Raw genomic sequence first — 26,422 nt, 5'->3', positions numbered from 1 at the left:
CCCCCTCTCCCGTCTGCGCGCCTGCGGCGCGCATCCACCCTCTCCCCCACGAAGCTGCGCTTCGCGGTGGCGAGGGGACCAGAACTACCCCTGCCCGGGATCGCTGGCCAACACGCCTTTCACCGCTTGCGCCCACCCCTTCAGCTTTCGCGTCCTTGTCGCTTCGCTCATCACCGGCTTGAAGCGACGCTCCAGGCGCCAGTTGTCGGCGAATTTGGCCGGCTCGGGGAACACGCCCGCCTTGAGCCCGGCGAGATAGGCAGCACCCAGCGCGGTCGTCTCCTGGATCATCGGACGATCCACGGGGGCATCGAGCAAGTCGGCGAGCCGCTGCATGGTCCAGTCCGAGGCCGTCATGCCGCCATCGACGCGCAACACGACATTGGCCGTGCTGACATCGGGCCAGTCGGCGCGCATGGCCGCATAGAGATCGCGGGTCTGATAGCAGACGCTCTCCAGTGCGGCATGGGCGAGTTCCGCCGGGCCGGTGTTGCGCGTGAGGCCGAACAGCGCGCCGCGCACATCGGGATTCCAGTAGGGTGCGCCCAGGCCGACAAAGGCCGGGACGAGATAGACCGATTGCGACGAGTCATTCCTGTCGGCGAGCGGGCCGCTTTCGGAGGCGCTCTTGATGATGCCGAGGCCATCGCGCAGCCACTGCACCGCGGAGCCTGCGACGAAGATAGAGCCTTCCAGCGCATAAGTGCGGACGCCGCCCAGCTGATAGGCCACGGTGGTGAGCAGCTTGTGCTTCGACACCACCGGCGTGGTGCCGGTGTTGAGCAGCGCGAAACAGCCGGTGCCATAAGTGGACTTGATCATGCCCGGCGCAAAACAGGCCTGCCCGATCGTCGCCGCCTGCTGATCGCCGGCAATGCCGCCAATCATGATATTGCCACCGAACAGATCGGTGCTGCCGAAGTCCGATGACGAGTCCTGCACCTTCGGCAGCATCGCACGCGGCACGCGGAGCAGCTTTAGGAGCTCGTCATCCCATTCGCCGGTATGGATGTTGAACAGCAGCGTACGCGACGCGTTGGTGGCGTCGGTGGCGTGAACCTTGCCGCCCGTGAGCCGCCACAGCAGATAGCAATCCACCGTGCCGAACATCAGCTCACCGCGTTCGGCGCGGGCGCGCGCGCCGGGGACGTGATCGAGAATCCATGCGACTTTGGTGCCGGAGAAATACGGATCGATGATCAGGCCGGTGCGCTCGGTGATGAAGGGCTCCTGACCGTCCGCCTTCATCTGCGCGCAGATCTCGGCCGTGCGGCGATCCTGCCAGACGATGGCGCGATGCACGGCATGGCCGGTGACGCGATCCCAGACCACCACCGTCTCGCGCTGATTGGTGATGCCGATGGCGGCGATGTCTTTCGCGCTGACCTTGGCTTTGGCCATGGCATCGTGGCAAACCGAGAGCGTCGACGACCAGATATCCTCGGGCTCGTGCTCGACCCAGCCGGAGGCCGGGAAATGCTGCGGGAATTCCTGCTGCGCGATGGCCGCGATCGAGAGGTCCGCGGCAAAAATCATCGCGCGCGACGATGTGGTGCCCTGATCGATGGCCATCACGAATGACATGGAGGTTTCTTCCCGGGTGGTTGCTTATGCGTGCAGGCAACCGGATCGGGGGGAGAAGGTCAAGCCGGTGCTATGAGCTTCCAACTGTCGTCGCCCGGCTTGACCGGGCGATCCAGTATACTCGGACCGCTCGGTGTTTACTGGGTCACCCGGTCAAGCCGGGTGACGACAACGGAATTCGGATCGCCATCGCACTTACATCGCCGGCACTGACATCACCACCAGCGCACAGCCCACCAATGCCAGTTCGCCCGGCAATGTCTCGCGGGCGCGGCGGACGATGCCTTCGCCGAGACGGCCGAAGAAGCGGATCCAGCGCTGCATGCGCCAATACAGCGAATTCTCCAGCGTCACCGCGCGCAACGTAAACGCCTTTTTCTTCGCCCAGGCATCGCACTCCAGCTTCAGCGGGTCGCTGTAATATTGCCCGATTTTCTCGGCCCCCATGCCCGGAGACGCCAGCCAATTCGGAATATGTACGCTGCAGAGCTGCACGACATCGGTGAACACCTTGTCGGTGCCGCAGCCACTGCCGGGGCATGGCGAGGCGAAGGCATCGCCGACGAGAACGATGCCGGGCTGCACCACATTGTCGCTCTCATAGAGATCGATCGGGCGAATTTTGACGTCGCCCGAAATCGTGTAGTCGCCGATCAGCGCACGCAGTTTCGGCAGGCACTCATCCAGCGCCGCTTCCGGCGTGCGGCGCATCGCGCGCACCCAGGGATCATTCGCCTCGCGATAAACGAACAGATTGCCGCGCATGGTCGCGCCAATGGGAAACAGCGTGAGATAGGCGGTGCGATGGCGGGTGGCTTCGGCGAAATAAGTCAGCGCGGGGAATTCGAATGTGTCTCGATCTTTTGGCGCGATGTCGAAGCCGACCGAGATCGAGTGGCACGCCGAGATGACCGGGCGGCCGATCTTCAACTGATCGCGCAGGCCGACGCTGGCGCCATTGGCCAGCACCACGAGACGCGCGGAAATGTCTTCGCCGGTGGACAGGCCGATGGTCTGCCGATCATCGGAGGTGCGGATCGAAACGGCTTTTGCATGAATCGTCTCCACCGAAGACGGGATCTCGCCGCGCACGGTGTTGACCAGCGTCTCATAGAGGAAGCCGTGCTGCTGGCTCGGTCGCTTGTCGATGACGCGGCCGAAGCGGGCGAGCCAGATTTCATGATCGTGAGTTGCGGCGTCGAACACGGCATCAAGCAGGCCGGTCTTCGCCAGACGATCGATCTGCGGCTGGCCGCCGATCTTCTCGCAGCGCAGCTCGGGCGGATGCAGGCGATGCGGCTCGATCAGAATCGCGGACACGCCGGCGCGGCCGAGCATCGCTGCCGCGGTCGAGCCCGCCAGGCCCCCACCAATGATCGCGATATCCGTCTGCCGCACGGGACCTCTCCGCCTGCGACATCCGTGCACCTGAAATCTTAAAAATCGGGAAAGGATTGCGGCGGGTGGTGAGGAGGTACCGCGGGAATCTTGTTTCGGGAAGTTTCCGTCCGGCATTGCGAGTGCAGCGAAGCAATCCAGAAAACCAAGCGAAGAAGAACTGGATTGCTTCGTCGCTTCGCTCCTCGCAATGACGACGGAGATCAAACCGATGCCGTGGTCACGCCGCCGTCGATGACGATGGTCTGGCCGGTGGTGAAGGTGGAGACGTCCGAGCTGAGATAGGCCACGGCACCTGCGATCTCATGCGGCTCGCCGATGCGGCGCAGCGGCGTGTTGGCGGTGCGCTTCTTCAGATTGACCTCGTCTTCCCACAAGGCCTTGGCAAAATCGGTCTTCACCAGGCCCGGCGCGATGCAATTGACGCGCACGCCTTTCGGCCCCCATTCGCCGGCCAGGCTGCGACACAGCGCAAAATCCGCGGCTTTGGAAATGCCGTAGGCGCCGATCACCGTGGAGCCGCGCAGGCCGCCGATCGACGAGATGATCACCACCGAGCCCTTGCCGCGTTCGGCCATGGCCGGGATCGCCTTGGCGCAGAGCCAGATATTGCTCTTCACATTCGAGCCCATGATCTTGTCGAAGGCTTCGTCACTGATATCGAGCAGCGGCCCGTAATAGGGATTCACCGCGGCGTTGCAGACCAGGATGTCGATCGGGCCGTAATGCTTCACGGTGCCGTCGATCAGCGCCTCGACCTCGTTTTTGCGGGCGATATTGCAGGCGATGACATGGGCATCGCCGCCATTCTTGCGGATGCCTTCGGCGACTTCCTCGCAGGCATCGGCCTTGCGGCTGGATATGACCACCTTGGCGCCGAGCTGGGCCAGCAATTCCGCCGACGCACGGCCGATGCCGCGACTGGAGCCGGTGATGACGGCCACCTTGCCGGTGAGGTCGAATGGATTTGTCACGGATGTTCCTCCTTGTGGTTGGAGGGCATTGTGGGGATGGAGGTCGAGCGGTCAAGCGCAGACGTAGGATGGGTTGAGCGCAGCGAAAACCCATCGTTCCGTCGTCGCAGCAAACTCCGCCGATGGGTTTTCGCTCCGGCGCTTCGCGCCTGCGCTCAACCCATCCTACGATTTCCCGCTCGCCACCCGTGTCGCGATGTAATCCTTGCCCTTGGCCGTAAAGGTCTCACGGATGATAAAGCCATCCGCCGGCGACATCGGTCCGATCGGCACGGGGCCTGTCGGCATGATCAGCGTGGCATTGCTGCCGACGAAGATCAGCAGATGCCGCCGCTCCTCCAGCAGCCTGGCCGACCAGGCGATCAGGCCATTCAGCATCGGCTGCTTCTGCCAGGCGGAGGGCGCGCCGGGATCGACCTGGCCATAGATGAAGCCGGTGGTCGGATAGACCGAGAACACGATCTTGGAATGCTCGGGCTTCCAGGCCTCGGCCATCTCATGATCCTGCACCCAGACGCAATCGAAGGCGCGGCATTGCTGCGGGCGGGTGTCGTAGATCTTGCAGCCGGAGCCGATGGCGCAGTGCTGGCACCATTTGCCGGCCACTTTCGGCACCTCGTCGATGCGGTAGACCTTGCAGCACATGGTGCAGGTTCCGCAGGCGCGGGTGGTGGCAGCAGTGTCTGGCGTGACGAGCGAAGCCTGCATAGGTATCCGGATGCGACATTTTGACGTGATCTCATCGAGCAATGTCGGTCGCACATCAGTGCTGCAATTGACAACTTGGTGATCGACCGGGACATCCACCGCTGCGCGTGCTAAGAGCCGGCGCTCACCCCATATGGAACCGAGACCGATCCCCGGCCGCTTTGGCTTGTGGGACGTTTGCAGAGCGAAATCATTGAGTTACGCGGTCAAAGAGATTTTCCTGACGCTGCAGGGCGAAGGCGCCCATGCGGGCCGCGCCTCCGTGTTCTGCCGCTTTGCCGGCTGCAATCTCTGGACCGGGCGCGAACAGGACCGCGCCACTGCCACCTGCCAGTTCTGCGACACCGATTTTGTCGGCATGGACGGCACGCTGGGCGGCCGTTACGCCACCGCCGCCGCACTGGCCGATACGATCGCGGCGCAATGGGTGGGGCCGAACGACAATCGCTATGTGGTGCTGACCGGCGGCGAGCCTTTGCTGCAGGTCAACGACGCGCTGGTCGACGCATTGCATGAGCGTGGCTTCGAGATCGGCGTCGAAACCAACGGCACCGTGGCGCCGCCAGCGGGCATCGACTGGATCTGCGTCTCACCGAAAGCCGGCGCCGATCTCGTCATTCGCGCCGGCCACGAATTGAAGCTGGTCTATCCGCAGGCCACCGCCATGCCGGACAGGTTCGAGCAACTCGCCTTCGAGCGATTCTCGCTGCAGCCGATGGACGGGCCGGATGCGATCAGCAATACCGCGCAGGCGGTGGAGTATTGTTTGCGCCATCCGCAGTGGCGGCTGAGCGTGCAGACGCATAAGACACTGGGTATTCGATAATGTGGGAACTGACGAAATCGTTTCGCTTCGAGGCAGCGCATGCGCTGAACTATACGACGCTCGGCGAAGCGAGCCTGGAAATCCACGGCCATTCCTTCCGCGCGGAAGTGACGATCCGCGGCGAGCCCGATCCCGTCACCGGCATGGTGGTGGATTTCGGCCTGCTCGACCGCGGCCTCGATGATCTCCGTAAGACGCTGGACCACAAGTTCCTGAACAAGATCGAGGCGATCGGCATTCCGACGCTGGAAAATCTGTCGCGCTATATCTGGGACCGCCTTGCCGACAAGGCACCTCTGGTCCGTGTCGGCGTGTTCCGCGACAGCTGCAATGAGAGCTGCGTGTATTTCGGGCCGAAGACGTAGCAAAGGAATCGTAGGGCGGATGAGGCGAAGCCGTCATCCGCCGTTCTTCGTCACATACGCTCGGCCGGCGGATGACGCTACGCTCATCCGCCCTGCAGCCAAGCTGTTATTCCTTCGGCGTGATGATGCAGGTCGCCGTCGCGTGGGCGCAGAGCTTGCCGTCCTTGTCGGTGAGCGTGGCTTCTGTCGCGGCCATGCGGCGCCCGATGTGAATGATCTTTCCTTCCGCGCGGATCGGCCCTGACGCCGCTGTCATGGCGCGGATATAGGTCACCTTGAGATCCACCGTCGCATAGGGCGTCCCGGCCGGCAGCGCCGTCTGCACGGCCAATGCGATCGCGCCGTCCAGCATGGTCGCGGCATATCCGCCATGGACGGTGCCGAGCGGATTGTAGTGATCCTCGTTCGGCGAGGCGACCAGCACCACTTTGCCCTGCTCGGCCGATTCGCCCGCGATGCCGAGCGTGCGGCCGATGCCGCGCGCAAAACCGCCGGCGGCAAAAGCCTGCTGCACAAGCCTGAGGCCGCTGCCCGCGTCACCCGTCGCACTGGTCATGTTCGTCTCCGCCATCCCTCACCATCCTTGTCAGACGGAAATGGCAGAGCAAGCCATTCAAGTCAACATCATTGACCTGACAGATTCTTCAATCGCTCGCGGCTTCGGCCATCACGGCGGACCAGGTCTCCTGGCTGCCAGCCCCCGCCTTCTTGAAGGCACGCGCCATGATCTTGCGTTCGAGGCCGGAGGCGGTGCGCTCGATCGCGCGACCGGCCGGCGTGAGTTCGAGCAGCTTGAAACGATGCCGCGCCGGATCGCGCTTGACGGCCATGTAGCCCATATCCTGCAGCTGCTTCATCGGCCGATGCAGCGCCTGTTTCGAAATCTGCAAGATCGCCAGCAGATCCGACATGGTGACATTCTCGCTCCGCAGCACCGTAAAGAGAATGCGGTGATGCACCCGCGACAGGCCGATGGTCGCGAGATAGTCGTCCGCCGCGCGCGTCATGCCGCGCCATCCGAAATACATCAGGGCCAGCGCATCATCGAACGGATCGAGTTTTTTCAGATCGACGTTGCTGACTCGCGCGCGCGTTGCACGAGGTTTTGCAGCTGGTGTGGTCATGAGGTGCCCGGGGCAAGGATGCGGATTGCATGTCGAGTCGCTCATTTACCACAGCATCGGCTCGTGCGCCTTAACGCAAGGAACCGAAGCATGACCGATCCGCCATTTCCCCAAGTGTAACCTTGCATCAGCGTCGCACGGCTCACACCAACGTGACCTTTCGACACATCTTTGTCGCAGATGTGGATTCGAGTGTTCGGCGTTGTCGTGACCATGGGGGCATCATGGAGTGACAATGAACGCATTATTGTCCCTGCCTTTCCGCCTGCTCGGCATGCTGGCATATCTGACATTCGCCACCGGACCATCACCGGCCACCGCTGATGGCGCGGTCAACAAACAGATCGAACGGATCGTCACCACCGAGCTGGCATCTAAGGTCCATGATCACGGTGGCCTCGCGGTCGCCGTCCATGCGGCCGGGGGCACGCAGATCTTCACCTATGGCTTTGCCGACCAGGCCTCGCAGCGGCGGATCACATCGGACACGCTGTTCAATCTCGCGTCAGTGCGCAAACTGTTCGAGGCGACGCTGATATCGCTCGGCGCGATCCGTGGCGAGCTCAACCTCGACGATCCCGCGAGCAATTATATTCCCGAACTGACCGGCGACTATGCGAGGCGCATCACGATCGGCCAGCTTGCTACCCATACATCCGGGCTGTTGCTGCCGACCGACCATCCACCCTGGCCAACGGACACCTATTCGCTGCCGCGCTTCTTCGAGACCTTGAACAGCTGGACGCCGAAGGCCGGCGAAGAGCCTGGCAAGCAGCGCGTCTACACACATGCCGGCTACGTGTTGCTGCAACTGGTGCTGGAACGCCGCTACGGCCGTCCGATCGGCGAGCTGATCTCCGCGCGCGTGTTGAAGCCGCTCGGCATGACGGAGACTTTTTTGCCCGAGCGTGGACCGGACCATCAGGCCTTGCTGGCGCCGGCGGTTCTGACGCGCGTGGTTCAGGGCTATGACGACGACGGCTCGACCATCGGTCGTCCCGGCACCCAGCAGGGTTACTACGACTTCCCCGGCACCGGGCAGATGTTCTCCTCGCCGAAGGATCTCGGCATCTTCCTTGCTGCCAGCCTCGACGACCATGTTGTCGATCGGCAATTGCGCGAGGCACTGAAGATGACCCAGCGCGAGGTATTTCGCGTGAGCAGCGATTTCGGCCAGGCCACTGCCTGGGAGAATGTGCACCGGGGTGGCATCGAGGTGGTGGATAAGCCCGGCGGGCTGAACAATGCGACCGCCTATGTCGGGCTGATGCCGCGGCAGCGGATGGGGATTGTCGTTCTCGCCAATCGCGGTGAATTTCCTTACGAGATCGCGCGCTACCGCGTGCTGCCCGAACTTGCACGGTTGCGGGGTCAATAGCGCGCGCTGGCATTCTGACGCGCAGGATGATTGGATATGATCATGCGTATTCTGCTGATCAATCCCAACACCACCGACAGCGTCACCGCGCTGGTCGCACAGCATGTCGGCGGAATCGCGGGTGACGCTGCGACCTTCATCCCCGTCACCGGGCGATTTGGCGCCCGTTACATTTCGACCCGCGCGTCCGCGGCAATCGCGGCGCATGCAGCGCTCGATGCCTATGCGATGCATGGCGCCGGATGCGATGCCGTCTATCTCGCCTGTTTCGGCGATCCCGGCCTGATGGCGCTGCGCGAAGTGGCTGATGTTCCCGTGATCGGCATGGCCGAGGCATCCTGTATCGAGGCAGCCAAACTGGGCCGCTTTGCCATCGTCACCGGCGGCGCATTGTGGGGACCGATGTTGACGGAATTCGTCGCCAGTATCGGGCTCGGCGACAGGCTCACCGGCGTCCGCACCATCGCCCCCACCGGCGGCGAGATCGCAACCGATCCGGATGCGGCGCTCGCTTCGCTGGCAAAAGCTTGCACCGCCTGTGCGACGGAGGATGGTGCCGAGGTCGTGATCCTCGGCGGTGCGGCGCTGGCCGGGCTCGCCGGCCGCATCCAGCCTGACGTGCCGGTGCCCGTGCTCTGTTCGGTCGCCACCGGCACCCATGCCGTGATCGCCGCTGCCAAGCGACGGCGCGATGGCACTACGCCACCGCCGGCGCTGGAGAGCACCGGCCTATCGGCGGAACTCGCGACACTTCTCCAGCGAAAATAACAAGCCGTCATCCGCCCGCGTTCGAACTGTCATGGCGCGCGCCTAGGCTTTGCGCGTTCAACTCATTTCAGGAGCAGGTCATGGAATTCAAAGCAGGCGACGTCGTGATGCTGAAGTCGGGCGGCATGCCGCTCACCGTTGCCGATGTCGACGGCAACGATATCGAATGCGTGTGGCTGGGCGAGGAAGGCGATCTGTTCCGCGAGACGCTGCCCCGCGCCGTGCTCGAAATCGCGCTCGTCATCCCGCATGATGAGGACGAGGAAGACGACGAAGAAGAGAAAGCGGCCTGATTCGCCGCGATCGTAGGGCGGATGAGCCGAAGGCGTCATCCGCCGTTCTTCGCCACACATCATCGACCGGCGGATGACGGCTTCGCCTCATCCGCCCTACACTTTCACAAGCGATGATCGTGCTTGAACCGCGCGATCGTTTGATCTGCGATCACCGTGATGACATCGACTTCCATCGGGAAGTCATTGGCCATCCACGCATCTTCCGCCAGCGCCAGCACATGGCCAAGGCCCGGCCCCTTGGCGATGCCGCGGGCTATGAAATCCGCGGCCTTGAGCGGAAACACCGGCGGTGTCCAGCGCTCGGGCAATGCGATGAGCTGCTTCCATTCGGCGCCATCGCCACTTCCGCCATCGCGCGCCCAGGCCAGCAGCATGCGATTGCGATAGCGCGCTGCGCCCAGGCGATACAAACGTTGCTTCGCGCGAGCCTCATTCATGCCCTTGAGCCGCCACCAGCGATGGCCCATGGAATCCAGCGCCTTGTTCTCCTCATTGGTGAGACGCAGGCGCTGCATCAGCCGTTTTGCATCTTCCGTCACGGCGACGGCAAGTGCACCCAGCCGCAGCATGGCATCGGGGGCGAGCGCCAGCTCCTGCTCAATGCCGATCATCTTCCTGAACGGCCCGAGATAAGTGATGCCGCCGCAAATGCGCAGCATCAGGCCGGCATCGATCATCGCTTCGGCCGCGGCTCCGGCGCCGGGCGCGACCAGCAGTTTCAGCAACTCCATCCGGATACGTTCGGCGGAGAGACCGGCCATGCCGTCGCGCCCACGGATCGATGCGAGATATCCCTCGCGATCCGGTGCGCCGGCACCATAGGCGGCATGAATGCGGAAGAAGCGCAGGATGCGCAGATAATCCTCGGCGATCCGCCGGTCGGGATCGCCGATGAAGCGCACGCGCTTCGCATCGACATCGGCGATGCCGCCGACATGATCATGCACCACGCCATCGATGGAGGCCGACAGGCCGTTCATCGTAAAATCGCGCCGCTCGGCATCGCGCTGCCAGTCGCGGCCGAACATGACTTTGGCCTTGCGGCCAAACGTTTCGACATCCTCGCGCAAGGTGGTGACTTCGACCGGCGTACCCTCGACCACCAGCGTCACCGTGCCGTGCTCGATACCCGTCGGCACGCTCTTGATACCGGCGACCTTGGCACGACGGACGACTTCATCGGGCACAGCTGTGGTGGCGATATCGATCTCGCCGACGTCGAGGCCCATCAACGCATTGCGCACGGCGCCGCCGACGGCACGGGCTTCTTCGCCATCGCCATTGAGCAGTGCCAGCACACGCCCCGCCGGCCCCGAGGTCAGCCATAGCGCGTCGATGACCCGCCGGGAGGTCATTTATTCTGCCCCGGCACGAGCCTGCCGTTCTCCATATGCGCCGGCGTATAGGTCGCGCTTGGCGCGGCACCGGAGAAATGGGACAGCAGGATGAAGGAGATGATTACCAGCAGGAAGGCCGATATCAGCAGCTTGAGCACCACGCGCGCCGGCCATGATGTCGATTCCGTCACGCCCTTCGATGTCGCCAGCAGGAACAGCGCATAGATGACGAACGGAATCAGGAAGATGCCGACTTCGGTGAGAACGGGGCGGATCATTTCTGCACGATCCGCTCATACAGCACGCGCAGGATGCCGGCTGTGGCACCCCAGATGTAACGCTCGGCGAACGGCATCGCGTAGTAGCTCCGCTCGATGCCGCGGAAATCCTTGCTGTGCAGCTGATGATTGGTCGGGTTCATCAGGAAGGACAGTGGCACCTCGAAGGCGCTTTCCACTTCGTTCTCATTGATGGTGAGGTTGAAGCCCGGCTTCACCCGCGCCACCGTCGGCAGAATGCGAAAGCCGAAGCCGGTGGCATAGAGATCGAGATAGCCGATGGGATCGACGAACGAGCGATCGAGCCCGACTTCCTCCTCGGCCTCGCGCAAGGCCGCATCGAGCGGCGAGGCATCGCCGGGATCGATCTTGCCGCCGGGAAACGAGATCTGGCCGGCATGATCATTGAGATGGGCAGAGCGCTGGGTGAGCAGCACCGTCGGCTGCTCGTGCTCGACGATGCCGATCAACACAGCCGCGGGGCGGATCGGCCGCTCCTGGGCCACGATCTGAATCATGCGATCATTGCCGGCATCGCCGGTGGTCGGGATGATCGCAGCGTCGTTGAGCCCGGGTGGCACATCAAATGACAGCCGCGCTTTGGCGCGCGCAAAGAACTCGGCGGAATCCATCACAGCCGAGTCCACGCCGGCGGGCGCTTCCGTCTTCAGCATCGAATTCGTCAATCCCGCCTCTCGAATACAATCTTACGTAGCTTGCCTGACTTGCTCGGCATCCGCCATCGCAAAAAACGCGCCAGATGAGGCGATGCCGAACATGTCGGCGCCATCGACCATCCGCTCCTCACCCATGTCAACAAGATCGTAGTAGATCGCCCGCGTCACCTTGGCCCACAGATCGGCGCGGACATGCAGATAGGGCGTGAGACCGCCATCCTCGGCTTGCTCGAAACGCAGCTTGTGATCGGCGTCGCAGGTGACCCAGTCATCCACATTGGTGCGGAATTTGAGCACGATGCCGGACGCATCCTGCTCTTTCTGCATCTCGACGGCGAGGAACGGCGCGTCGTCCACGGTGATGCCGACTTTCTCCACCGGCGTGACGAGAAAGTATTTGCCGTCTTCCCGCTTCAGAATCGTCGAGAACAAGCGCACCAGCGCGGGCCGGCCGATCGGGGTGCCCAAATAGAACCACGTACCGTCGGAAGCGATTCGCATGTCGAGATCGCCGCAGAAATCCGGATTCCACAGGTGGACGGGCGGCAAACCCTTGCCTTCTTTGGCGCCATCCTTTGCCGCGGCGGCCAAACCATCCAGTCCCTGCGCCGTTTGCTGCCCTTGCTTCGCCATTGTTTGCCCTGACTTTACCACCAGCATTCTGGCACGACCTATGCACGTCTTGAAACGTGCAGCACGTATTTCCAACTCGCCACAACGTGATGCGGTTCATAGCGGCATCCGGATATTGTGGGGATAGTTTAATTCAACAAATACATGGCCTTCGCTAAAGTCTAGCATCAGGTTCGTGGAATAATGAGACGATCCGGTTTCACCCGAAGGAGCAGTTGATGGCCGCCGACAGTGTCGAGAAACTCGAAGACGTGATCGTTCGCTCCGCGGAACAGGTGGCCGGCCAGATGCGCGCGGCCAAGGAAGCCATTGCGACCGTCATCTTCGGCCAGGACCGCGTGGTGGAAAACACGCTGGTGACCATCCTGTCCGGCGGCCATGCGCTGCTGATCGGCGTCCCCGGCCTTGCCAAGACCAAGCTCGTCGAAACCCTCGGCACCACGCTCGGCCTCGACGCCAAGCGCATCCAGTTCACGCCCGACCTGATGCCATCCGACATTCTCGGCGCCGAAGTGCTGGACGAGAGCGTCGCCGGCAAGCGTTCGTTCCGCTTCATCTCGGGGCCCGTGTTTGCCCAGCTCCTGATGGCCGACGAAATCAACCGCGCGAGCCCACGCACGCAGTCCGCATTGCTGCAGGCGATGCAGGAACAGCACATCACCGTGGCCGGCGCGCGGCATGATCTGCCGAAGCCGTTCCACGTGCTGGCGACGCAGAACCCGCTGGAGCAGGAAGGCACCTATCCGCTGCCGGAAGCGCAGCTCGACCGCTTCCTGATGGAAATCGACGTCGATTACCCCGACCGCGATGCGGAGCGCCGCATCCTGTTTGAAACCACCGGCGCCGAGGAAACCATCGCCAAGGCCGCAGTGAATGTGGAGACGCTGCTCACCGCGCAGCGTCTGGTACGCCGTTTGCCGGTGGGTGACAGCGTGGTCGAAGCGATCCTCACCTTGGTGCGCTCGGCGCGTCCCGGCCCCGATGCCGGCGATGCATCCAAACTCATCGCCTGGGGTCCTGGTCCGCGTGCCTCGCAATCGCTGATGCTGGCGGTGCGCGCGCGTGCGCTGCTCGATGGCCGCCTCGCGCCGTCCATCGATGACGTGCTCGACCTCGCCGAACCAATCTTGAAGCATCGTATGGCGCTGACCTTCTCCGCGCGCGCCGAAGGCCGCACCGTTGCCGACGTGATCGCCCAGCTCAAGTCACGGATTGGTTGATGGCCGCAGCGCCGGACCACGCCACACAAGAGATCACCGCAGTCCGCCGCGCCGATGGCGAAAGCCGTTCGCTCGCAGCTTCCCTGCCACGCCTCGTGCTGGAAGCGCGGCGCATTGCAGCGACCGTGATCCACGGTTTGCATGGCCGTCGCCGCGCGGGGCATGGCGAAAGCTTCTGGCAGTATCGTCGCTTCGTCTCCGGTGAACCGTCGCAGAATGTGGACTGGCGCCGTTCCGCGCGTGACGATCATCTCTATGTGCGCGAGCAGGAGTGGGAAGCCGCGCATACGATCTGGCTGTGGCCGGATCGCTCGCTGTCGATGGCGTTTGCCTCGAAGGGTGCGCGTGACTCGAAGCTTGAACGCGCGTTGATCGTGACTTTCGCACTGGCTGAATTGCTGGTCTCCGGCGGCGAACGCGTCGGCGTGCCCGGCCTGATGAATCCCACCTCCAGCCGCAGTGTCATAGACAAGATGGCGCAGGCGATGCTGCATGACACGACAGGCCGTGACAGCCTGCCGCCGACTTTCGTGCCGTCGGCACTGTCAGAAGTCGTGGTGCTCGGCGATTTCTGGTCGCCGATGTCAGACATCAAAACGATGCTGGCGGGTCTGTCGTCCGCAGGTGCCCATGGCACGGTCGTGCAGATCGTCGATCCCGCGGAAGAAACCTTCCCTTATTCCGGCCGCGTCGAATTCGTCGAGCCGGAAAGCGGCAACGTGATCACGGCCGGCCGTGCGCAGATGTGGGCCGAGGACTACGTCGCGCGCGTCGCCGCGCATCGCGATGAAATCCGCAACGAGACCAGCAAGCTCGGCTGGCTGTTCTCGACACATACGACGGATCGTTCCGCTGCCGAATTGCTGCTGTTCCTGCATGCAGGCATGGCGGTCAATCGCGCGGCAGGCGGCAGCATGGTCAAGGTGGGGCGCTCGGCATGATCGGTGGCTTCCCGCTCGCATTCGCACAGCCCTTGATGCTGCTCGGCCTGATCAGCCTGCCGGTGCTGTGGTATCTGCTGCGCGTGACGCCGCCGCGCCCGCAGCGCATTGCTTTCCCGCCGACACGGCTGCTGTTCGACATCACGCCCAAGGAAGAAACGCCGTCGCGCTCACCCTGGTGGCTGACGCTGCTGCGTCTGCTCGCCGCCGCGCTGATCATTTTCGCCGCGGCCGGCCCGATCTGGAATCCGCAGAACGGTCCCACCGCCTCCACCGCACCACTCACGATCCTGCTCGATGACGGCTGGTCTGCCGCAGCTAGCTGGGATGCCCGCGTGCGCGCCGCCGATGAACTCATCGCCAATGCCGACAACAACCGCCGCGGCGTGGCCCTCGTGCCGCTGTCGGAGCCGGCGCGCGACATCACCATTTTGCCGGGTGGTACGGCGCGCGTGGCGCTGCGCCAGCTCACGCCAAAACCCTATTCCATCGATCGCGTCGATGCGCTCCCGGTGCTGGAGCGCTTCCTGCGCGCCACCGGCGACAGCGAGATCGTCTGGCTGTCCGACGGCGTCGATACCGGCCGCGGCAGCGATTTCACGCAAGGCCTCACCAAGACCATCGGCGACCGCACGCTGACCATCTATGACGGCGGCGCGGCCCCGGCGCATGCGCTGGTGGCTGCGGAGAATGCTGCGGCCAAGATGACTGTGAAAGTCCTGCGCGCCAGCGCTGGCGGTCCTGATGCCGGGATCGTGCGTGGTCTCGATGCCAAGGGCTCGCCGGTCGGCGAAGCCAAATTCCTGTTCACGCCGAATGATCGCGAGACGGACGCGTCCTTCGACCTCCCTGTCGAGTTGCGCAACGACATCGCCCGGCTCGAAATTTCCGGCGAGCGTTCGGCCGGCGCCGTGCAACTGCTCGACAAGCGCTGGCGCCGCCGCGCCATCGGCATCGTCTCGGGAACCACCGCCGACACTGCGCAGCCGCTGCTGGCCTCGACCTTCTATCTCACCCGCGCGCTCGCCCCCTTCGCCGATGTGCGCCAGGGCGACCGCGGCGCGCCGCAGCAGGCGATCACGCAGTTCCTCGACCAGAAACTGCCGATGATCGTGCTCGCCGATGTCGGCACGCTGTCGCCGGAAATCCGCGAACGCCTCAATGCCTGGATCGACAATGGCGGCGTGCTGGTGCGCTTCGCCGGCCCGCGCCTAGCGCAGGCCGAAGACGATCTGGTGCCAGTGAAGCTTCGCCGTGGTGACCGCAATCTCGGCGGCTCGCTGACCTGGGAGAAGCCGCAGCATCTCTCGGCTTTCGCGGCCGATGGTCCGTTCGCCGGCCTGCCGGTGCCAAAGGACATCACGGTCAATCGTCAGGTGCTGGCCGAACCGAATGCCGCGCTCGCCTCGAAGAGCTGGGCGACGCTGGAAGACGGCACGCCGCTGGTCACCGGCGAACGCCGCGGCAAGGGCCTCGTCTCGCTGTTCCATGTCAGTGCCGATATGCGCTGGTCGGACCTGCCTTTGTCTGGCACCTTCGTGGAGATGCTGCGCAGGGTCGTCGATATCTCAGGCTATACCTCCACGCCCGGCGCCGGTGTCGCCGGCGAGACCGGCACTGAAACGGTCGCACCGCTGCGCACGCTCGATGGCTTTGGCGCCTTCGGCCCGCCGCCGTCGACGGCGAAGCCGCTGTCGGCCGATTATCGTGACCGCGCGACGTCAGAACATCCGCCCGGCCTCTATGGTCCCGCCGACGGCCCTCTCGCCGTCAATGCCCTCGCTTCTGCAGATCGGATCGCACCGCTGGACTTCTCTGCCCTCAAGGCCAATCGCGCCAGCTACACCAATGCCGAACCGCGCGACCTGCGTGGCATCCTGCTCTCCACCGCGCTCGCGCTATTCCTGATCGATGCGATCATCGTCGCACTGCTCGGGGGCGCCATCGCGTCGCTGTTCCGCCGTCGCGCCGTATCGACCGTGCTCGCCATGGCGCTCGCGCTGGGTGCGGTCACCGGCATGCCGACGCAGCTGCGCGCCGATCAGGCCAGCGACGATTTCGCCGTCAAGGCGGTGTCGCAGACGCGGTTGGCTTATGTGATCACCGGCAATGCCGATGTGGATGGCATCGTGAAATCCGGCCTCACCGGCCTCACGCTGTTTCTCGCCCAGCGCACCGCGCTGGAAGCCGGCGAGCCGATCGGCATCGATCCTGCGAAGGATGAATTGTCGTTCTTCCCGCTGATCTACTGGCCCATCATCCCCGGTGCGCCGAAGCCAGCGCAGGAAGCTCTCAACCGCATCGATGCCTATATGAAGCAGGGCGGCACGGTGCTGTTCGACACCCGCGACGCCGTCGAGGCGCCGGCCGGGCCGAATGGCGAGTCGCAGACGCCGGGCATGCAGACGCTGCGCACGATCCTGTCGTCACTCGACGTGCCCGAACTCGAGCCGGTGCCGCCGGCGCATGTGCTAACAAAAACGTTCTTCCTGCTCAGCGACTTCCCCGGCCGTTTCAATTCCGGTCCGACCTGGGTGGAGGCGCTGCCACGCGAGGACACCGATGAAGCTGCGTCGCGTCCGGCCCGCGGTGGTGATGGCGTGTCGCCGATCATCATCACCTCGAATGACTTTGCCGGTGCATGGGCGATGCGCCCGGACGGCCAGCCGATGCTGCCGATGGTCCCCGGCGAACCCCGCCAGCGCGAATTCGCCTTCCGCGCCGGCGTCAATATCGTGATGTATACGCTGACCGGCAATTACAAAGCCGACCAGGTACATGCGCCGGCGCTGATCGAGCGGCTGGGACAGTGATGAAGTTGCACCGAATTGCTCAGCCGTCATTGCGAGGAGCATCTTGCGACGAAGCAATCCAGTCTTCGCCCGCGGCCTCTGGATTGCTTCGTCGCTACGCTCCTCGCAATGACGATGGAGAAAGACGCTAAATGCAATACGGCATCGCCTTCACGCCCCTCGTCCCGACGCTCGTCCTCTGGATCGGCCTCGCGGCCATCGTCGTCATCGCGGCCTTGCTGCTGCTTGGCCGTGCGCGCGGTGCTGCCATCCGTGTCGCGGCGCTGGCGCTGATCCTGCTGGCGCTCGCCAATCCCTCCTTCACCAGCGAGGAGCGCGAGCCGCTGTCCTCCGTCGCCGCTGTCGTGATCGACAAGAGCCCGAGCCAGTCCTTTGGCGAGCGGACCAAGGAAACCGAAGAGGCGCAGAAGCAGCTCGTCGATCGCCTCAAGCAGGTGAAGGGCCTCGAGGTCCGCACCGTCGAGGCCGGTCAGGCCGATGGCGAAACTGATGGCACCAAGCTGTTCGGCGCGCTGTCATCCGCGCTGTCCGACGTGCCCACCGATCGCGTTGCCGGCGCGTTCCTGATCACCGACGGCCGGGTGCATGACATTCCCGCCAATCTCGCCGGCCTCGGCTTCAATGCGCCTTTGCATGCGCTGATCACCGGCCGCAAGGACGAGCGCGACCGCCGCATCGCTATCACCGCGGCGCCGCGCTTCGGCATCGTCGGGCAATCGCAGAAGGTCACCTTCCGGCTCGACGACCAGGGCGTCAGCAACGAGCGCGCCCGCGTGGTCATCCGCCGCGACGGCGACACCATCGGCGAGCGCCAGATGGTGTCCGGCCAGACCGTGACCGTCGATGTCGATATCAAACATGCCGGCCCGAACATCGTCGAGATCGAGGCCTCGCCCATCGACAATGAACTCACACTCGTCAACAACCGCGCCGTGGTGGCGATCGATGGCGTGCGCGACAAACTCCGCGTGCTGCTTGTCTCCGGCGAGCCGCATTCCGGCGAACGCACCTGGCGCAACCTGCTGAAGTCCGATGCCTCCATCGATCTCGTGCACTTCACCATTCTGCGCCCGCCGGAGAAGCAGGACGGCACGCCGATCAACGAACTCTCGCTAATCGCCTTCCCGACCCGCGAACTGTTCCAGCAGAAGATCCACGAATTCCAGCTGATCATTTTCGATCGCTATGCCCGCCAGGGCGTGCTGCCGATCGCTTACTTCGACAATATCGCGCGCTATGTCAGGAATGGTGGCGCGGTGCTGGTCTCGGCCGGACCGGATTATGCGTCGAGCACCTCGATCTGGCGCACGCCGCTGGATTCCGTGCTGCCCGCCGAGCCCGTCGGCGTCAGCGAAAAACCGTTCTATGCGCATCTCTCCGATGTCGGCAAACGCCATCCGGTGACCCGCGGCCTCGAAGGCGCAAACAGCGAGCCGCCGAAGTGGAGCCGCTTCTTCCGCACCGTCGAGACCCGCAACACCACGACGCCACCGGTGATGACCGGGGCCGATGGCAAGCCGCTGCTGCTGCTGTCGCGCTCCGGCGAAGGCCGCGTGGCGCTGCTGCTGTCGGATCACATCTGGCTATGGGCGCGCGGCTATGAAGGCGGTGGACCTCATCTCGATCTGCTTCGCCGGATGTCGCACTGGCTGATGAAGCAGCCGGATCTCGAAGAGGAAGCGCTGAAGCTGCAGACCGCGAACAAGGATCTGGTGGTGCTGCGCCAGACCATGGGCGACACCGTAGCGCCGGTCACCGTCACCTCCCCATCCGGCAAGACGCGGGAGCTCACGCTGAGCGCCGGCGAGCCCGGCCAGTGGCGCGCGACCACACCGGCGGATGAACTCGGCCTCTGGCAGGCCAGCGATGGCACGCTGAAGGCATTGATCAATGTCGGCCCGGTCAACCCGAAGGAGTTTTCGGAAGTGACCTCGACCACCGAGATGCTGCGCCCGCTCGCGCAGGCGTCGGGGGGCGATGCACGGCGGCTGAACGACGGCGCGGGCCTCGAGATGCCGCGCGTGGTGCCGGTGCGATCCGGTGCGACATTCCGCGGCGATGGCTGGATGGGCGTCCACATGCGCGACGCCAGCGTCGTCCGCGGCGTGGGCGTGCTGCCGATGTTTGCCGGGCTGATCGGGCTGCTGCTGCTGCTGGGCGCGTTTGCCGCGACATGGCTGCGGGAGAGCAGGTAAGCACCACGCTCCACCCCTCATGGTGAAGAGCGCGCCCTTGCGCGCGTCTCGAACCATGAGATGGCCTGGCTCTTGAGCTTCGCCGCCATCCTTCGAGACGCCGCTGCGCGGCTCCTCAGGATGAGGGTCGAGTGTGTAGTGGTCTCTCGGAACGTTGCGCAAATCCCACAGCGCAGCGGCCTTCCACAGCCACCCCACCACAATCCGTTGACACTCCGCCCCTCACCGCGCGATGTTACATTATAACATCGGTATTGGCTGACCTCTCCGCCATCCGCTGTCGGGGCGCCTTTGGGCATGAAGTGGTTTCGCGATCATATCAGGAATGGAGCAAAGCTGGCGCTGTTCGCGCTGGCGGTGCAGATCGTCCTGTCGCTCGGCCACATCCATCTCGATGACATCCATGCGGCGCCCATCGATGCGTCGGCGATCACGCAGGTTCAGGCGCCATCGACGCCGGACACTGACCACCACCAGCAGCATCGCGTCGGCGTGCCCTGCGATATCTGCGCGGTCATGGCGATGGCCGGCACGGCGCTGTTCTCAGCACCGCCGATCCTGCTGCTGCCGGACGCCACGGACATCGCCTATGCGGCCATCAAGGCCGAGTTCGACCATCTCGAATCCATCAGCGGCGCCCCGCAGCCACGCGGACCGCCAAGCATCTGACTTCACCTGTGACCAACGCCGCCCGGATTCCGTCCGTTCGGCACCACCCACGTGAATTTCGCATCACCGCGATCATCGGCTCCAGCGCAACCATGCGCGACCGGTGAAGTCAGGACCAACCCATGCCCATCTCCTTCACGCGCGCTCTCCTGCTCGGCTCCACGGCCGTCATCGGATGCAGCAGCCTCCCCACTTTTGCCCATGCGCAGACGCAACTCCCCGCCGTGGAAGTCACCGCGCCGAGCCCGATCGTGCGCCGCAAGCCGGTCGCGCATCCGCAGGGCCACACCCATGTGACGCGCACCGCGCCGAACCGCGCGCAAGTGCCGGTGGAAGCGGAGCCCGTGGCCGCGAGCGCGCCGCCGCAGGGCGTGCTGCCCATCGTCACCGACCAGTTCGCCACCGTCACCGTGGTGCCGAATGACGAGATCCGCCGCTCCGGCGCCACGTCGCTCGGCGATCTCCTCGCCAACAAGCCCGGCATCGCCACCTCGGGCTATGCGCCCGGCTCGGCGAGCCGGCCGATCATTCGCGGCCTCGACGTCAATCGCGTCGGCATTGTCGAGAATGGCATCTCGAGCAGCGGCGCATCCGATCTCGGCGAGGATCACTTCGTCCCGGTCGATCCCTTCGCCGCCAATCAGGTCGAGGTGATCCGCGGCCCTGCAACGCTGCGCTACGGTTCGCAGTCCATCGGCGGCGTGGTCTCGGCCTCCAACAACCGCATTCCCGACGCGCTGCCGAATTGCGCCGTCGCAGCCCCCTTCATGAGCTACGGCCTGCCCGCCAAGGCGCCTGCCGCCGGTCTCGCAGCACCGGGCTGCATGAATGCCGAAGTCCGCACCTCGATCAATTCGGCATCGCGCGGTGTCGATGGCGGCATTCTGCTGGACGCTGGCGGCGGCAATTTTGCCATGCATGCCGACGTCTATGGCAACAAGGTCGGCGACTACAATGTGCCGTCCTATCCCTATGCCGAACCGGGCATCGCCTTCAACGGCCGACAGAACAACACCGCGGCGCAGAGCGGCGGTGCATCGCTCGGCGGTTCGTATTTTTTCGATGGCGGCTATGTCGGTGCAGCGATCACGCATAACCGGGCCAATTACGGCATTCCCGGCGTCGAAGGCGCGCAGCAGCAGACGCGCATCGTCGGCGAGCAGACCAAGGTCACGATGAAGGGTGAATATCGCCCGGATGCCGCAGCGATCGAAGCGATACGTTTCTGGGCCGGCGCAACCGACTACAAGCATGACGAAATCGGCCTGGAGGAAGGTGGCGGAGGCGCGCCGCATGTGCACCAGACCTTCACCAACAAGGAGCAGGAAGGCCGCGTCGAAGTGCAGATGATGCCCTTCAATGCCGGCTTCGCGGCTGTCACCACCGCCTTTGGTATTCAGGCGAGCCACCAGGAGCTGACCGCGCCAAGCCCCGAAGGCATCGGCAGCCCGACCAATGGCCTGTTCGATCCAAACCGGAATACCAAGGTCGCGGGTTATGTGTTCAACGAGCTGAAGTTCACCGACTGGACGCGCGCACAGATCGCCGGCCGCGTCGAGCATGTGGAGCTGTCGGGCTCGGCACCGAGCTTCATCCCCAACGAATTCGACACCGATGCCGATCCGACTTCGATCGGTCCGGCGATCGGCATCAACAAGTCGTTCACGCCGAAGAGCGGCAGCATCGGCCTGATCCAGGACCTGCCATGGGGCGGCCTCTCGGCCAGCGTGACGGCGCAATATACCGAGCGCGCACCGAAGCCGGCCGAACTGTTTTCACGCGGTGGCCATGATGCCACCGGGACGTTCGATATCGGCAATCCGAATCTCGGCATCGAGACGGCGAAATCGGTGGAAGTGGGCCTGCGCCGCGCTGCAGGCCCGGTGCGCTTCGAACTCACCGGCTACTACACGCAGTATCAGGGCTTCATCTATCGCCACCTCACCGGCAACACCTGCGAAGGCGGTGCCTGCATGATCGGCGCCGGCATGGAGCTGAACCAGGCGATCTATACCCAGCGTGACGCCACCTTCCGCGGCGGCGAATTCCAGACCCAGATCGATGTGACGCAACTCGGCAGCGGCACCTTCGGTGTCGAGGGCCAGGCCGATGTGGTGCGTGCCACCTTCGCCGATGGCAGCAATGTGCCGCGCATCCCGCCGGTGCGTGCGGGTGGCGGCCTGTTCTGGCGCGACGTGAACTGGTTCGCCCGCATCAACATGCTGCATGCCTTCGCGCAGAACGACATCTCCGATGTCGCGGAGACGCCGACCAATGGCTACAACCTGCTAAAGGCCGAAGTCAGCTACAAGACGCTGCTGGATCCGCGCATCTATGGTGCGAAGGAAATGACGGTGGGCCTCGTCGGCAACAACCTGCTGAACGAAAATATCCGTTATGCAACGGCGTACAACAAGGACAACGTGTTGCAGCCGGGGCTGAATGTGCGGGCATTCGCGAGTGTGAAGTTCTAACTTCGCGCACCTCAACTGTCGTTACCCGCGAAAGCGGGTAACCCAGTAGACGCATAAGCTAGTGATAGACATCACTCTCACCGATTACTGGATCGCCCGGTCAAGCCGGGCGATGACAGTTGAGAGGACAGATCTTACTTCGCTGCGTTCCAGTCCGGACGCACAGCGCCCGCAAGTCCTTCCGCGGCGCCATCGACCAGTTCAAGCACCAGCAGACGCTTCTGGTCCACCGGACCGGGCATGGTCACATTGCCCTTCGGGATCGCCTTGAAGCCGACGCGGCTGTAATAGGGCTCGTCGCCGACCAGCACGATCAGTCTGTGCCCCTTGGCCCGCGCGTCGTTGATGGCGCGGTCCAGCAGCTTGCGGCCGACGCCGCGGCTGCGGAACGGCGGCTCCACCGTCAGCGGGCCCAGCAGCAGCGCCGGCGTGTCGCCGACGCAGATCGGCAATTGCCGGATCGAGCCGACCAGCAGCGTGCCGATGCGCGCCGTGAAGGACAGATGGAGCAGATGGCTCACATGTTCGCGCAGGCGATAGGCGGACAGCACGAAACGGCCGGGGCCGAAGGTGCGGGCCACCAGACGTTCGATCGGCTGGGCGTCATTGGCGGTTTCCGCCGCGATGATCAGGTCGAGGTCACTCATGTCGGCCCGCGGGATAGCATCTGGCGGCGGCGCGGTCCATGACCCGGCTGATCACGCCTTGACCCGCCAGGTCGGGATCACGGGCTGGCCGTCGAAGATCTCCGCCAGCCGCTGTCGCGTTCCTTCGGTGGTGTCCGGCGGCAGCGCATCCAGCGCAAAAAAGCCGGTTTCGGCGATCTCGCTGTTCGGCTCCGGAGGGCGGTCCTGATGGAAACTACGGACGATATAGACTACCACGTGGTCGCGGATCGAGACATGGCTGTTGAGGAACGCGCCATGCAGCACCGGCTCGCCGGTAACCTCGATCCGCCCCTCCTCGCGCAGCTCCATTTCCAGCGCCTCGCGAAAGGTCTGGCCGACCTCGACGCCGCCGCCGGGCAGATACCAACCGGTGACATAAGTGTGCCGGACCAGAAACACGCGTTTGTCGGCATCGACAACCACCGCGCGTACACCCAGCGTCATGCCGCGGGCAAAGCGGAAATACAGATGGATGAACTTGCGGAGGGTTGGCTCCAGCCGCTGGCGCAAGGTCGGCGTGGTCATTTCAATCGTCCGAATCGGGGCACGCGGCTTGGTCCTTGCGTCATCGCTGTCACCTTGCCAAAAACGGACAGGGTTTCACAGGTGAACGCATTGCCACCGCACAACAAACTCATCGCTAGCTCAATCCCTCATGGTGAGGAGCGCGCCCTCGCGCGCGTCTCGAACCATGAGATCGCCAGGCTCCCGACGTGTGGACATCCTTCGAGACGCCGCTTCGCGGCTCCTCAGGATGAGGGATGGAGTTTGCCGTCACACACGATACGCAAACCATGACCGCATTCACCCTCGCGCATCTGTCCGACCCGCATGTGCCGCCGATGCCCGAGCCGGAATGGCGCGAGCTGATGAGCCAGCGCGTGCTTGGCTATGTCAACTGGAAGCGCAACCGGCATCAGTATCACCGCCGCGACATGCTCGATGTGCTGGTCGCCGACATGCAGGCACAGGCGCCGGACCACATCGCCGTGACCGGCGATCTCGTCAATCTGGCGCTGGCCGCTGAATTCCCGCGCGCGCGGCGATGGATCGAAGTGGTCGGCAAACCGGACCACGTCTCGCTGGTGCCTGGTAATCACGATGCGTATGTGAAAGGCGCGGCGGAGACATTCGTTGAGACGTTTGGCGATTACATGCGGAGTGACGACGCCAGCGTGGCAACGTTTCCTTACTTGCGCATTCGTGAGCCGGTCGCGCTGATCGGCGTCTCATCGAGCGTGCCAACGGCGCCTTTCATGGCCACCGGCTGGCTCGGCGACGCCCAGCTTGAGGCGCTCGATCGCCTGCTGGCAAGCCTTGCCGATACACATCTGTTTCGCGTGCTGCTGATCCATCATCCGCTGCGGTCGGAGAAATGGATGAAGCGCCTGACCGATTCCGATGCATTGCAGGCGCTGCTCAAACAGCATGGCGTCGAGCTGATCCTGCAGGGCCATGATCACATCCATTCAACCATGTGGTTCGAAGGCCCGCAGCGCCGTATCCCGGCGATCGGCGTGCCGTCCGCCTCATCGCTCGCGCATGGCCACAAGCCGGCAGCGGCTTACAATCTGTTTGCGATTGAACGGGACGGCGAACGCTGGCGCTGCGAACAGACGGTGCGCGGCTTTGGCGACGGCAACATGGTGCATGAGCTGAAGCGGAAGATGCTGGTGTAGTTGGTAGGATGGGTTGAGCGCAGCGATACCCATCACGACCGGGCGCAGGCGGTGATGGGTATCGCTACGCTCAACCCATCCTACAGGTCAGTGCCCGCGCGTCGCGACGAACAGCGCCAGCGCGAACAGCCCGACCACGCCAACAACAATCCCCAACACAAACGGCCAGAAACGGCTGCGCTGTTTCACCACCGGCACCGGCTTCGCCTCCTGCGGCGGCACGGCGGTTTCCAGCGCATGTTCGCGCTCGATCATGCGGCGCGCGATGTAATCGGTCACGGCTTTCACCATCGCCTGCACATCATGCGATTCGGCCAACACCTTGCGACCGAAGCGGCTGTCCTGCACCAGGCGATAGCTGCGCTTGTCGCGGCCCATCACCACATGGGCGATCATGTCGATCCACAGCCGCGGGGTATCGCCCTGGCTGATGCCGCGATCGAAGAGTTCGATATCGTGCGGGATTTCGTTGAACAGCGGATCGAGTGCTTCGTTGAGAATCTCGAGCCTGGCGACCTCGGCGTCGCGCAGATCGACCACGACGCCGGTGCGGTCGGCCGCTTCGATACGCGCCTGACGGAGAGCATCGCGCAGCCGCTTCGGCTGGGCGTCGTTCGCTGCACCATTTGCCACAACCATCTCAACTCCGCCTGAAGACTGCCGCACGCCGGTAAATTAACCTATCAGTAACCATAAGCGGCGGAAAGGCCGTTAGTTTCCAGAGACTTGCCGCCAAACGCACTGCGGCCCCAGCCGGATTTTCCGGATGGGGCCACAGACCAGATTTGAGCGTTTCCGTTGAGGCAGACTTGCGGCGGCTCTGCGGCCGCTCAGAGGCAAGCAATCAGGCGCTTAGGCGACCTGGCGGCTCGGCTCTTCCACGATGGAGAAGCGAACGCCGGCGCGGTGGCGGTTCTCTTCCGAGACCGACTTCCAGGCTTCCTCGGCCTGCTTGCGGGTCTTGAACGGGCCCTGAACCTGGGCGGAACCCTCGACCAGCTTATGAAAATTCATCGAACCGAATTCACCGCCGATGACCCAGAAATTGCTGTTGCCCTGTGACATGTCGTTCTCCTGCTCTCGTATTCTCTTACATTCGTGACATGCGCGCTGCAGTCACCGTGTGAAGAGATAACGACAAACTCCGGAAAATGGCTATATGGCTTGCGTTTGAATGGTGATGAGATGTAACATCATCACTTGTCACAAATGTCATAATGTCACGATTGTAATATATGGCTGGCGAGACCAACAAGAAGCTGTTCGTAGGCCCCCGTTTCCGGCGGATTCGGCAGCAGCTCGGCCTGTCGCAGACGCAGATGGCCGAGGGGCTCGGCATTTCGCCGAGCTATATCAACCTGATCGAGCGCAATCAGCGGCCGGTGACGGCGCAGCTCTTGTTGCGGCTGGCCGAAAC

At 63.8% G+C, this 26,422-nt stretch carries 27 protein-coding genes; 13 read left to right on the top strand and 14 right to left on the bottom strand.

Going from position 1 to position 26,422, the window contains the following annotated elements:
• Positions 1-84 precede the first annotated feature (84 nt).
• The 4 genes from glpK to ACIQ2A_RS18645 all read right to left on the bottom strand — a co-directional run bounded on the left by glpK (position 85) and on the right by ACIQ2A_RS18645 (position 4,664).
• Positions 85-1,584 (bottom strand): glycerol kinase GlpK, encoded by a 1,500-nt coding sequence (gene glpK, locus ACIQ2A_RS18660; protein ID WP_398481987.1) that lies wholly within the window; start codon positions 1,582-1,584, stop codon positions 85-87.
• A 195-nt stretch (positions 1,585-1,779) separates the two neighbouring features.
• Positions 1,780-2,982, bottom strand: a complete 1,203-nt coding sequence (locus ACIQ2A_RS18655; protein ID WP_398481985.1) for an FAD-dependent monooxygenase — start codon at positions 2,980-2,982, stop codon at positions 1,780-1,782.
• A 203-nt stretch (positions 2,983-3,185) separates the two neighbouring features.
• Positions 3,186-3,956, bottom strand: coding sequence for an SDR family NAD(P)-dependent oxidoreductase (locus tag ACIQ2A_RS18650; RefSeq protein WP_398481983.1), 771 nt, complete (start codon positions 3,954-3,956; stop codon positions 3,186-3,188).
• Between the two features lie 165 nt (positions 3,957-4,121).
• Positions 4,122-4,664 carry a YkgJ family cysteine cluster protein gene (locus ACIQ2A_RS18645; protein ID WP_398481980.1) on the bottom strand — a complete coding sequence of 181 codons (543 nt, stop codon included), beginning with the start codon at positions 4,662-4,664 and terminating at the stop codon, positions 4,122-4,124.
• 193 nt (positions 4,665-4,857) lie between these two features.
• Here ACIQ2A_RS18645 and queE point away from each other — a divergent pair, with 193 nt between their 5' ends.
• Complete coding sequence (gene queE / locus ACIQ2A_RS18640) at positions 4,858-5,490, top strand: 7-carboxy-7-deazaguanine synthase (RefSeq protein WP_398481978.1); 633 nt, start codon at positions 4,858-4,860, stop codon at positions 5,488-5,490.
• Entirely contained in the window at positions 5,490-5,855 is a 366-nt protein-coding gene (locus ACIQ2A_RS18635) for a 6-pyruvoyl trahydropterin synthase family protein (protein WP_398481976.1), read from the top strand. Before queE ends, ACIQ2A_RS18635 begins: the two co-directional genes overlap by 1 nt.
• A 106-nt stretch (positions 5,856-5,961) precedes the next feature.
• Here the strand turns inward: ACIQ2A_RS18635 and ACIQ2A_RS18630 are convergent, their stop codons facing one another.
• Positions 5,962-6,411 (bottom strand): PaaI family thioesterase, encoded by a 450-nt coding sequence (locus tag ACIQ2A_RS18630; RefSeq protein WP_398481974.1) that lies wholly within the window; start codon positions 6,409-6,411, stop codon positions 5,962-5,964.
• 88 nt (positions 6,412-6,499) lie between these two features.
• A complete protein-coding gene (locus tag ACIQ2A_RS18625; RefSeq protein WP_398481971.1) occupies positions 6,500-6,979 on the bottom strand; it encodes a MarR family winged helix-turn-helix transcriptional regulator in 480 nt (159 codons plus the stop codon).
• Between the two features lie 235 nt (positions 6,980-7,214).
• Between ACIQ2A_RS18625 and ACIQ2A_RS18620 the strand changes: the two genes are divergently transcribed.
• The 3 genes from ACIQ2A_RS18620 to ACIQ2A_RS18610 all read left to right on the top strand — a co-directional run bounded on the left by ACIQ2A_RS18620 (position 7,215) and on the right by ACIQ2A_RS18610 (position 9,418).
• On the top strand, positions 7,215-8,357 hold the full coding sequence (locus ACIQ2A_RS18620; protein WP_398481969.1) for a serine hydrolase: 1,143 nt from the start codon (positions 7,215-7,217) through the stop codon (positions 8,355-8,357).
• A gap of 42 nt (positions 8,358-8,399) precedes the next feature.
• On the top strand, positions 8,400-9,125 hold the full coding sequence (locus ACIQ2A_RS18615) for an aspartate/glutamate racemase family protein (protein ID WP_398481967.1): 726 nt from the start codon (positions 8,400-8,402) through the stop codon (positions 9,123-9,125).
• Positions 9,126-9,205: 80 nt separating this feature from the next.
• The gene (locus ACIQ2A_RS18610; protein ID WP_398481965.1) at positions 9,206-9,418 is read left to right on the top strand and encodes a YodC family protein; all 213 of its coding nucleotides are present in this window, start codon (positions 9,206-9,208) and stop codon (positions 9,416-9,418) included.
• A gap of 104 nt (positions 9,419-9,522) precedes the next feature.
• Here ACIQ2A_RS18610 and ACIQ2A_RS18605 read toward each other — a convergent pair whose 3' ends face one another.
• The 4 genes from ACIQ2A_RS18605 to ACIQ2A_RS18590 all read right to left on the bottom strand — a co-directional run bounded on the left by ACIQ2A_RS18605 (position 9,523) and on the right by ACIQ2A_RS18590 (position 12,346).
• Positions 9,523-10,776 carry a CCA tRNA nucleotidyltransferase gene (locus tag ACIQ2A_RS18605; protein ID WP_398481963.1) on the bottom strand — a complete coding sequence of 418 codons (1,254 nt, stop codon included), beginning with the start codon at positions 10,774-10,776 and terminating at the stop codon, positions 9,523-9,525.
• The gene (locus ACIQ2A_RS18600) at positions 10,773-11,036 is read right to left on the bottom strand and encodes a DUF6111 family protein (RefSeq protein WP_398481961.1); all 264 of its coding nucleotides are present in this window, start codon (positions 11,034-11,036) and stop codon (positions 10,773-10,775) included. Before ACIQ2A_RS18600 ends, ACIQ2A_RS18605 begins: the two co-directional genes overlap by 4 nt.
• The gene (locus tag ACIQ2A_RS18595; RefSeq protein ID WP_398481991.1) at positions 11,033-11,668 is read right to left on the bottom strand and encodes a CoA pyrophosphatase; all 636 of its coding nucleotides are present in this window, start codon (positions 11,666-11,668) and stop codon (positions 11,033-11,035) included. Before ACIQ2A_RS18595 ends, ACIQ2A_RS18600 begins: the two co-directional genes overlap by 4 nt.
• 75 nt (positions 11,669-11,743) lie before the next feature.
• Positions 11,744-12,346 (bottom strand): DUF1285 domain-containing protein, encoded by a 603-nt coding sequence (locus ACIQ2A_RS18590; protein ID WP_398481959.1) that lies wholly within the window; start codon positions 12,344-12,346, stop codon positions 11,744-11,746.
• A 218-nt stretch (positions 12,347-12,564) separates the two neighbouring features.
• Here ACIQ2A_RS18590 and ACIQ2A_RS18585 point away from each other — a divergent pair, with 218 nt between their 5' ends.
• The 6 genes from ACIQ2A_RS18585 to ACIQ2A_RS18560 all read left to right on the top strand — a co-directional run bounded on the left by ACIQ2A_RS18585 (position 12,565) and on the right by ACIQ2A_RS18560 (position 22,658).
• On the top strand, positions 12,565-13,566 hold the full coding sequence (locus ACIQ2A_RS18585) for an AAA family ATPase (RefSeq protein ID WP_398481957.1): 1,002 nt from the start codon (positions 12,565-12,567) through the stop codon (positions 13,564-13,566).
• Positions 13,566-14,507: a DUF58 domain-containing protein gene (locus tag ACIQ2A_RS18580; protein WP_398481955.1), complete on the top strand. Its 942-nt coding sequence runs from the start codon at positions 13,566-13,568 to the stop codon at positions 14,505-14,507. Before ACIQ2A_RS18585 ends, ACIQ2A_RS18580 begins: the two co-directional genes overlap by 1 nt.
• Positions 14,507-17,320 (top strand): DUF4159 domain-containing protein, encoded by a 2,814-nt coding sequence (locus ACIQ2A_RS18575; protein WP_398481989.1) that lies wholly within the window; start codon positions 14,507-14,509, stop codon positions 17,318-17,320. The genes ACIQ2A_RS18580 and ACIQ2A_RS18575 overlap by 1 nt, the downstream gene beginning before the upstream one ends.
• Before the next feature lie 131 nt (positions 17,321-17,451).
• Entirely contained in the window at positions 17,452-19,515 is a 2,064-nt protein-coding gene (locus ACIQ2A_RS18570; RefSeq protein WP_398481953.1) for a hypothetical protein, read from the top strand.
• A gap of 297 nt (positions 19,516-19,812) precedes the next feature.
• Positions 19,813-20,184, top strand: coding sequence for a DUF2946 domain-containing protein (locus ACIQ2A_RS18565; RefSeq protein WP_398481951.1), 372 nt, complete (start codon positions 19,813-19,815; stop codon positions 20,182-20,184).
• A 122-nt stretch (positions 20,185-20,306) separates the two neighbouring features.
• Positions 20,307-22,658: a TonB-dependent receptor gene (locus ACIQ2A_RS18560; RefSeq protein ID WP_398481949.1), complete on the top strand. Its 2,352-nt coding sequence runs from the start codon at positions 20,307-20,309 to the stop codon at positions 22,656-22,658.
• 134 nt (positions 22,659-22,792) lie between these two features.
• On the opposite strand, the gene ACIQ2A_RS18555 is transcribed toward ACIQ2A_RS18560, so the two are convergent.
• Positions 22,793-23,305 (bottom strand): GNAT family N-acetyltransferase, encoded by a 513-nt coding sequence (locus ACIQ2A_RS18555; protein WP_398481947.1) that lies wholly within the window; start codon positions 23,303-23,305, stop codon positions 22,793-22,795.
• A 51-nt stretch (positions 23,306-23,356) separates the two neighbouring features.
• The gene (locus ACIQ2A_RS18550; protein ID WP_398481945.1) at positions 23,357-23,851 is read right to left on the bottom strand and encodes an NUDIX domain-containing protein; all 495 of its coding nucleotides are present in this window, start codon (positions 23,849-23,851) and stop codon (positions 23,357-23,359) included.
• A 269-nt stretch (positions 23,852-24,120) separates the two neighbouring features.
• Here ACIQ2A_RS18550 and ACIQ2A_RS18545 point away from each other — a divergent pair, with 269 nt between their 5' ends.
• Positions 24,121-25,005: a metallophosphoesterase family protein gene (locus ACIQ2A_RS18545; RefSeq protein WP_398481942.1), complete on the top strand. Its 885-nt coding sequence runs from the start codon at positions 24,121-24,123 to the stop codon at positions 25,003-25,005.
• An 87-nt stretch (positions 25,006-25,092) separates the two neighbouring features.
• On the opposite strand, the gene ACIQ2A_RS18540 is transcribed toward ACIQ2A_RS18545, so the two are convergent.
• Together ACIQ2A_RS18540 and ACIQ2A_RS18535 are read right to left on the bottom strand one after the other, a co-directional pair.
• Entirely contained in the window at positions 25,093-25,644 is a 552-nt protein-coding gene (locus ACIQ2A_RS18540; protein ID WP_398481940.1) for a hypothetical protein, read from the bottom strand.
• 213 nt (positions 25,645-25,857) lie between these two features.
• Positions 25,858-26,070, bottom strand: a complete 213-nt coding sequence (locus ACIQ2A_RS18535) for a hypothetical protein (RefSeq protein WP_398481938.1) — start codon at positions 26,068-26,070, stop codon at positions 25,858-25,860.
• A gap of 170 nt (positions 26,071-26,240) precedes the next feature.
• On the opposite strand from ACIQ2A_RS18535, the gene ACIQ2A_RS18530 reads away from it, so the two are divergent.
• A partial coding sequence (locus ACIQ2A_RS18530) for a helix-turn-helix domain-containing protein (RefSeq protein ID WP_398481936.1) occupies positions 26,241-26,422 on the top strand: 182 nt, incomplete at its 3' end.

The sequence above is a fragment of the Tardiphaga sp. genome, assembly GCF_044336785.1.
Lineage (GTDB): Bacteria > Pseudomonadota > Alphaproteobacteria > Rhizobiales > Xanthobacteraceae > Tardiphaga.
Note: the sequence above shows the minus strand (reverse complement) of the source record. Positions and strands in the feature narration are given on the sequence as shown.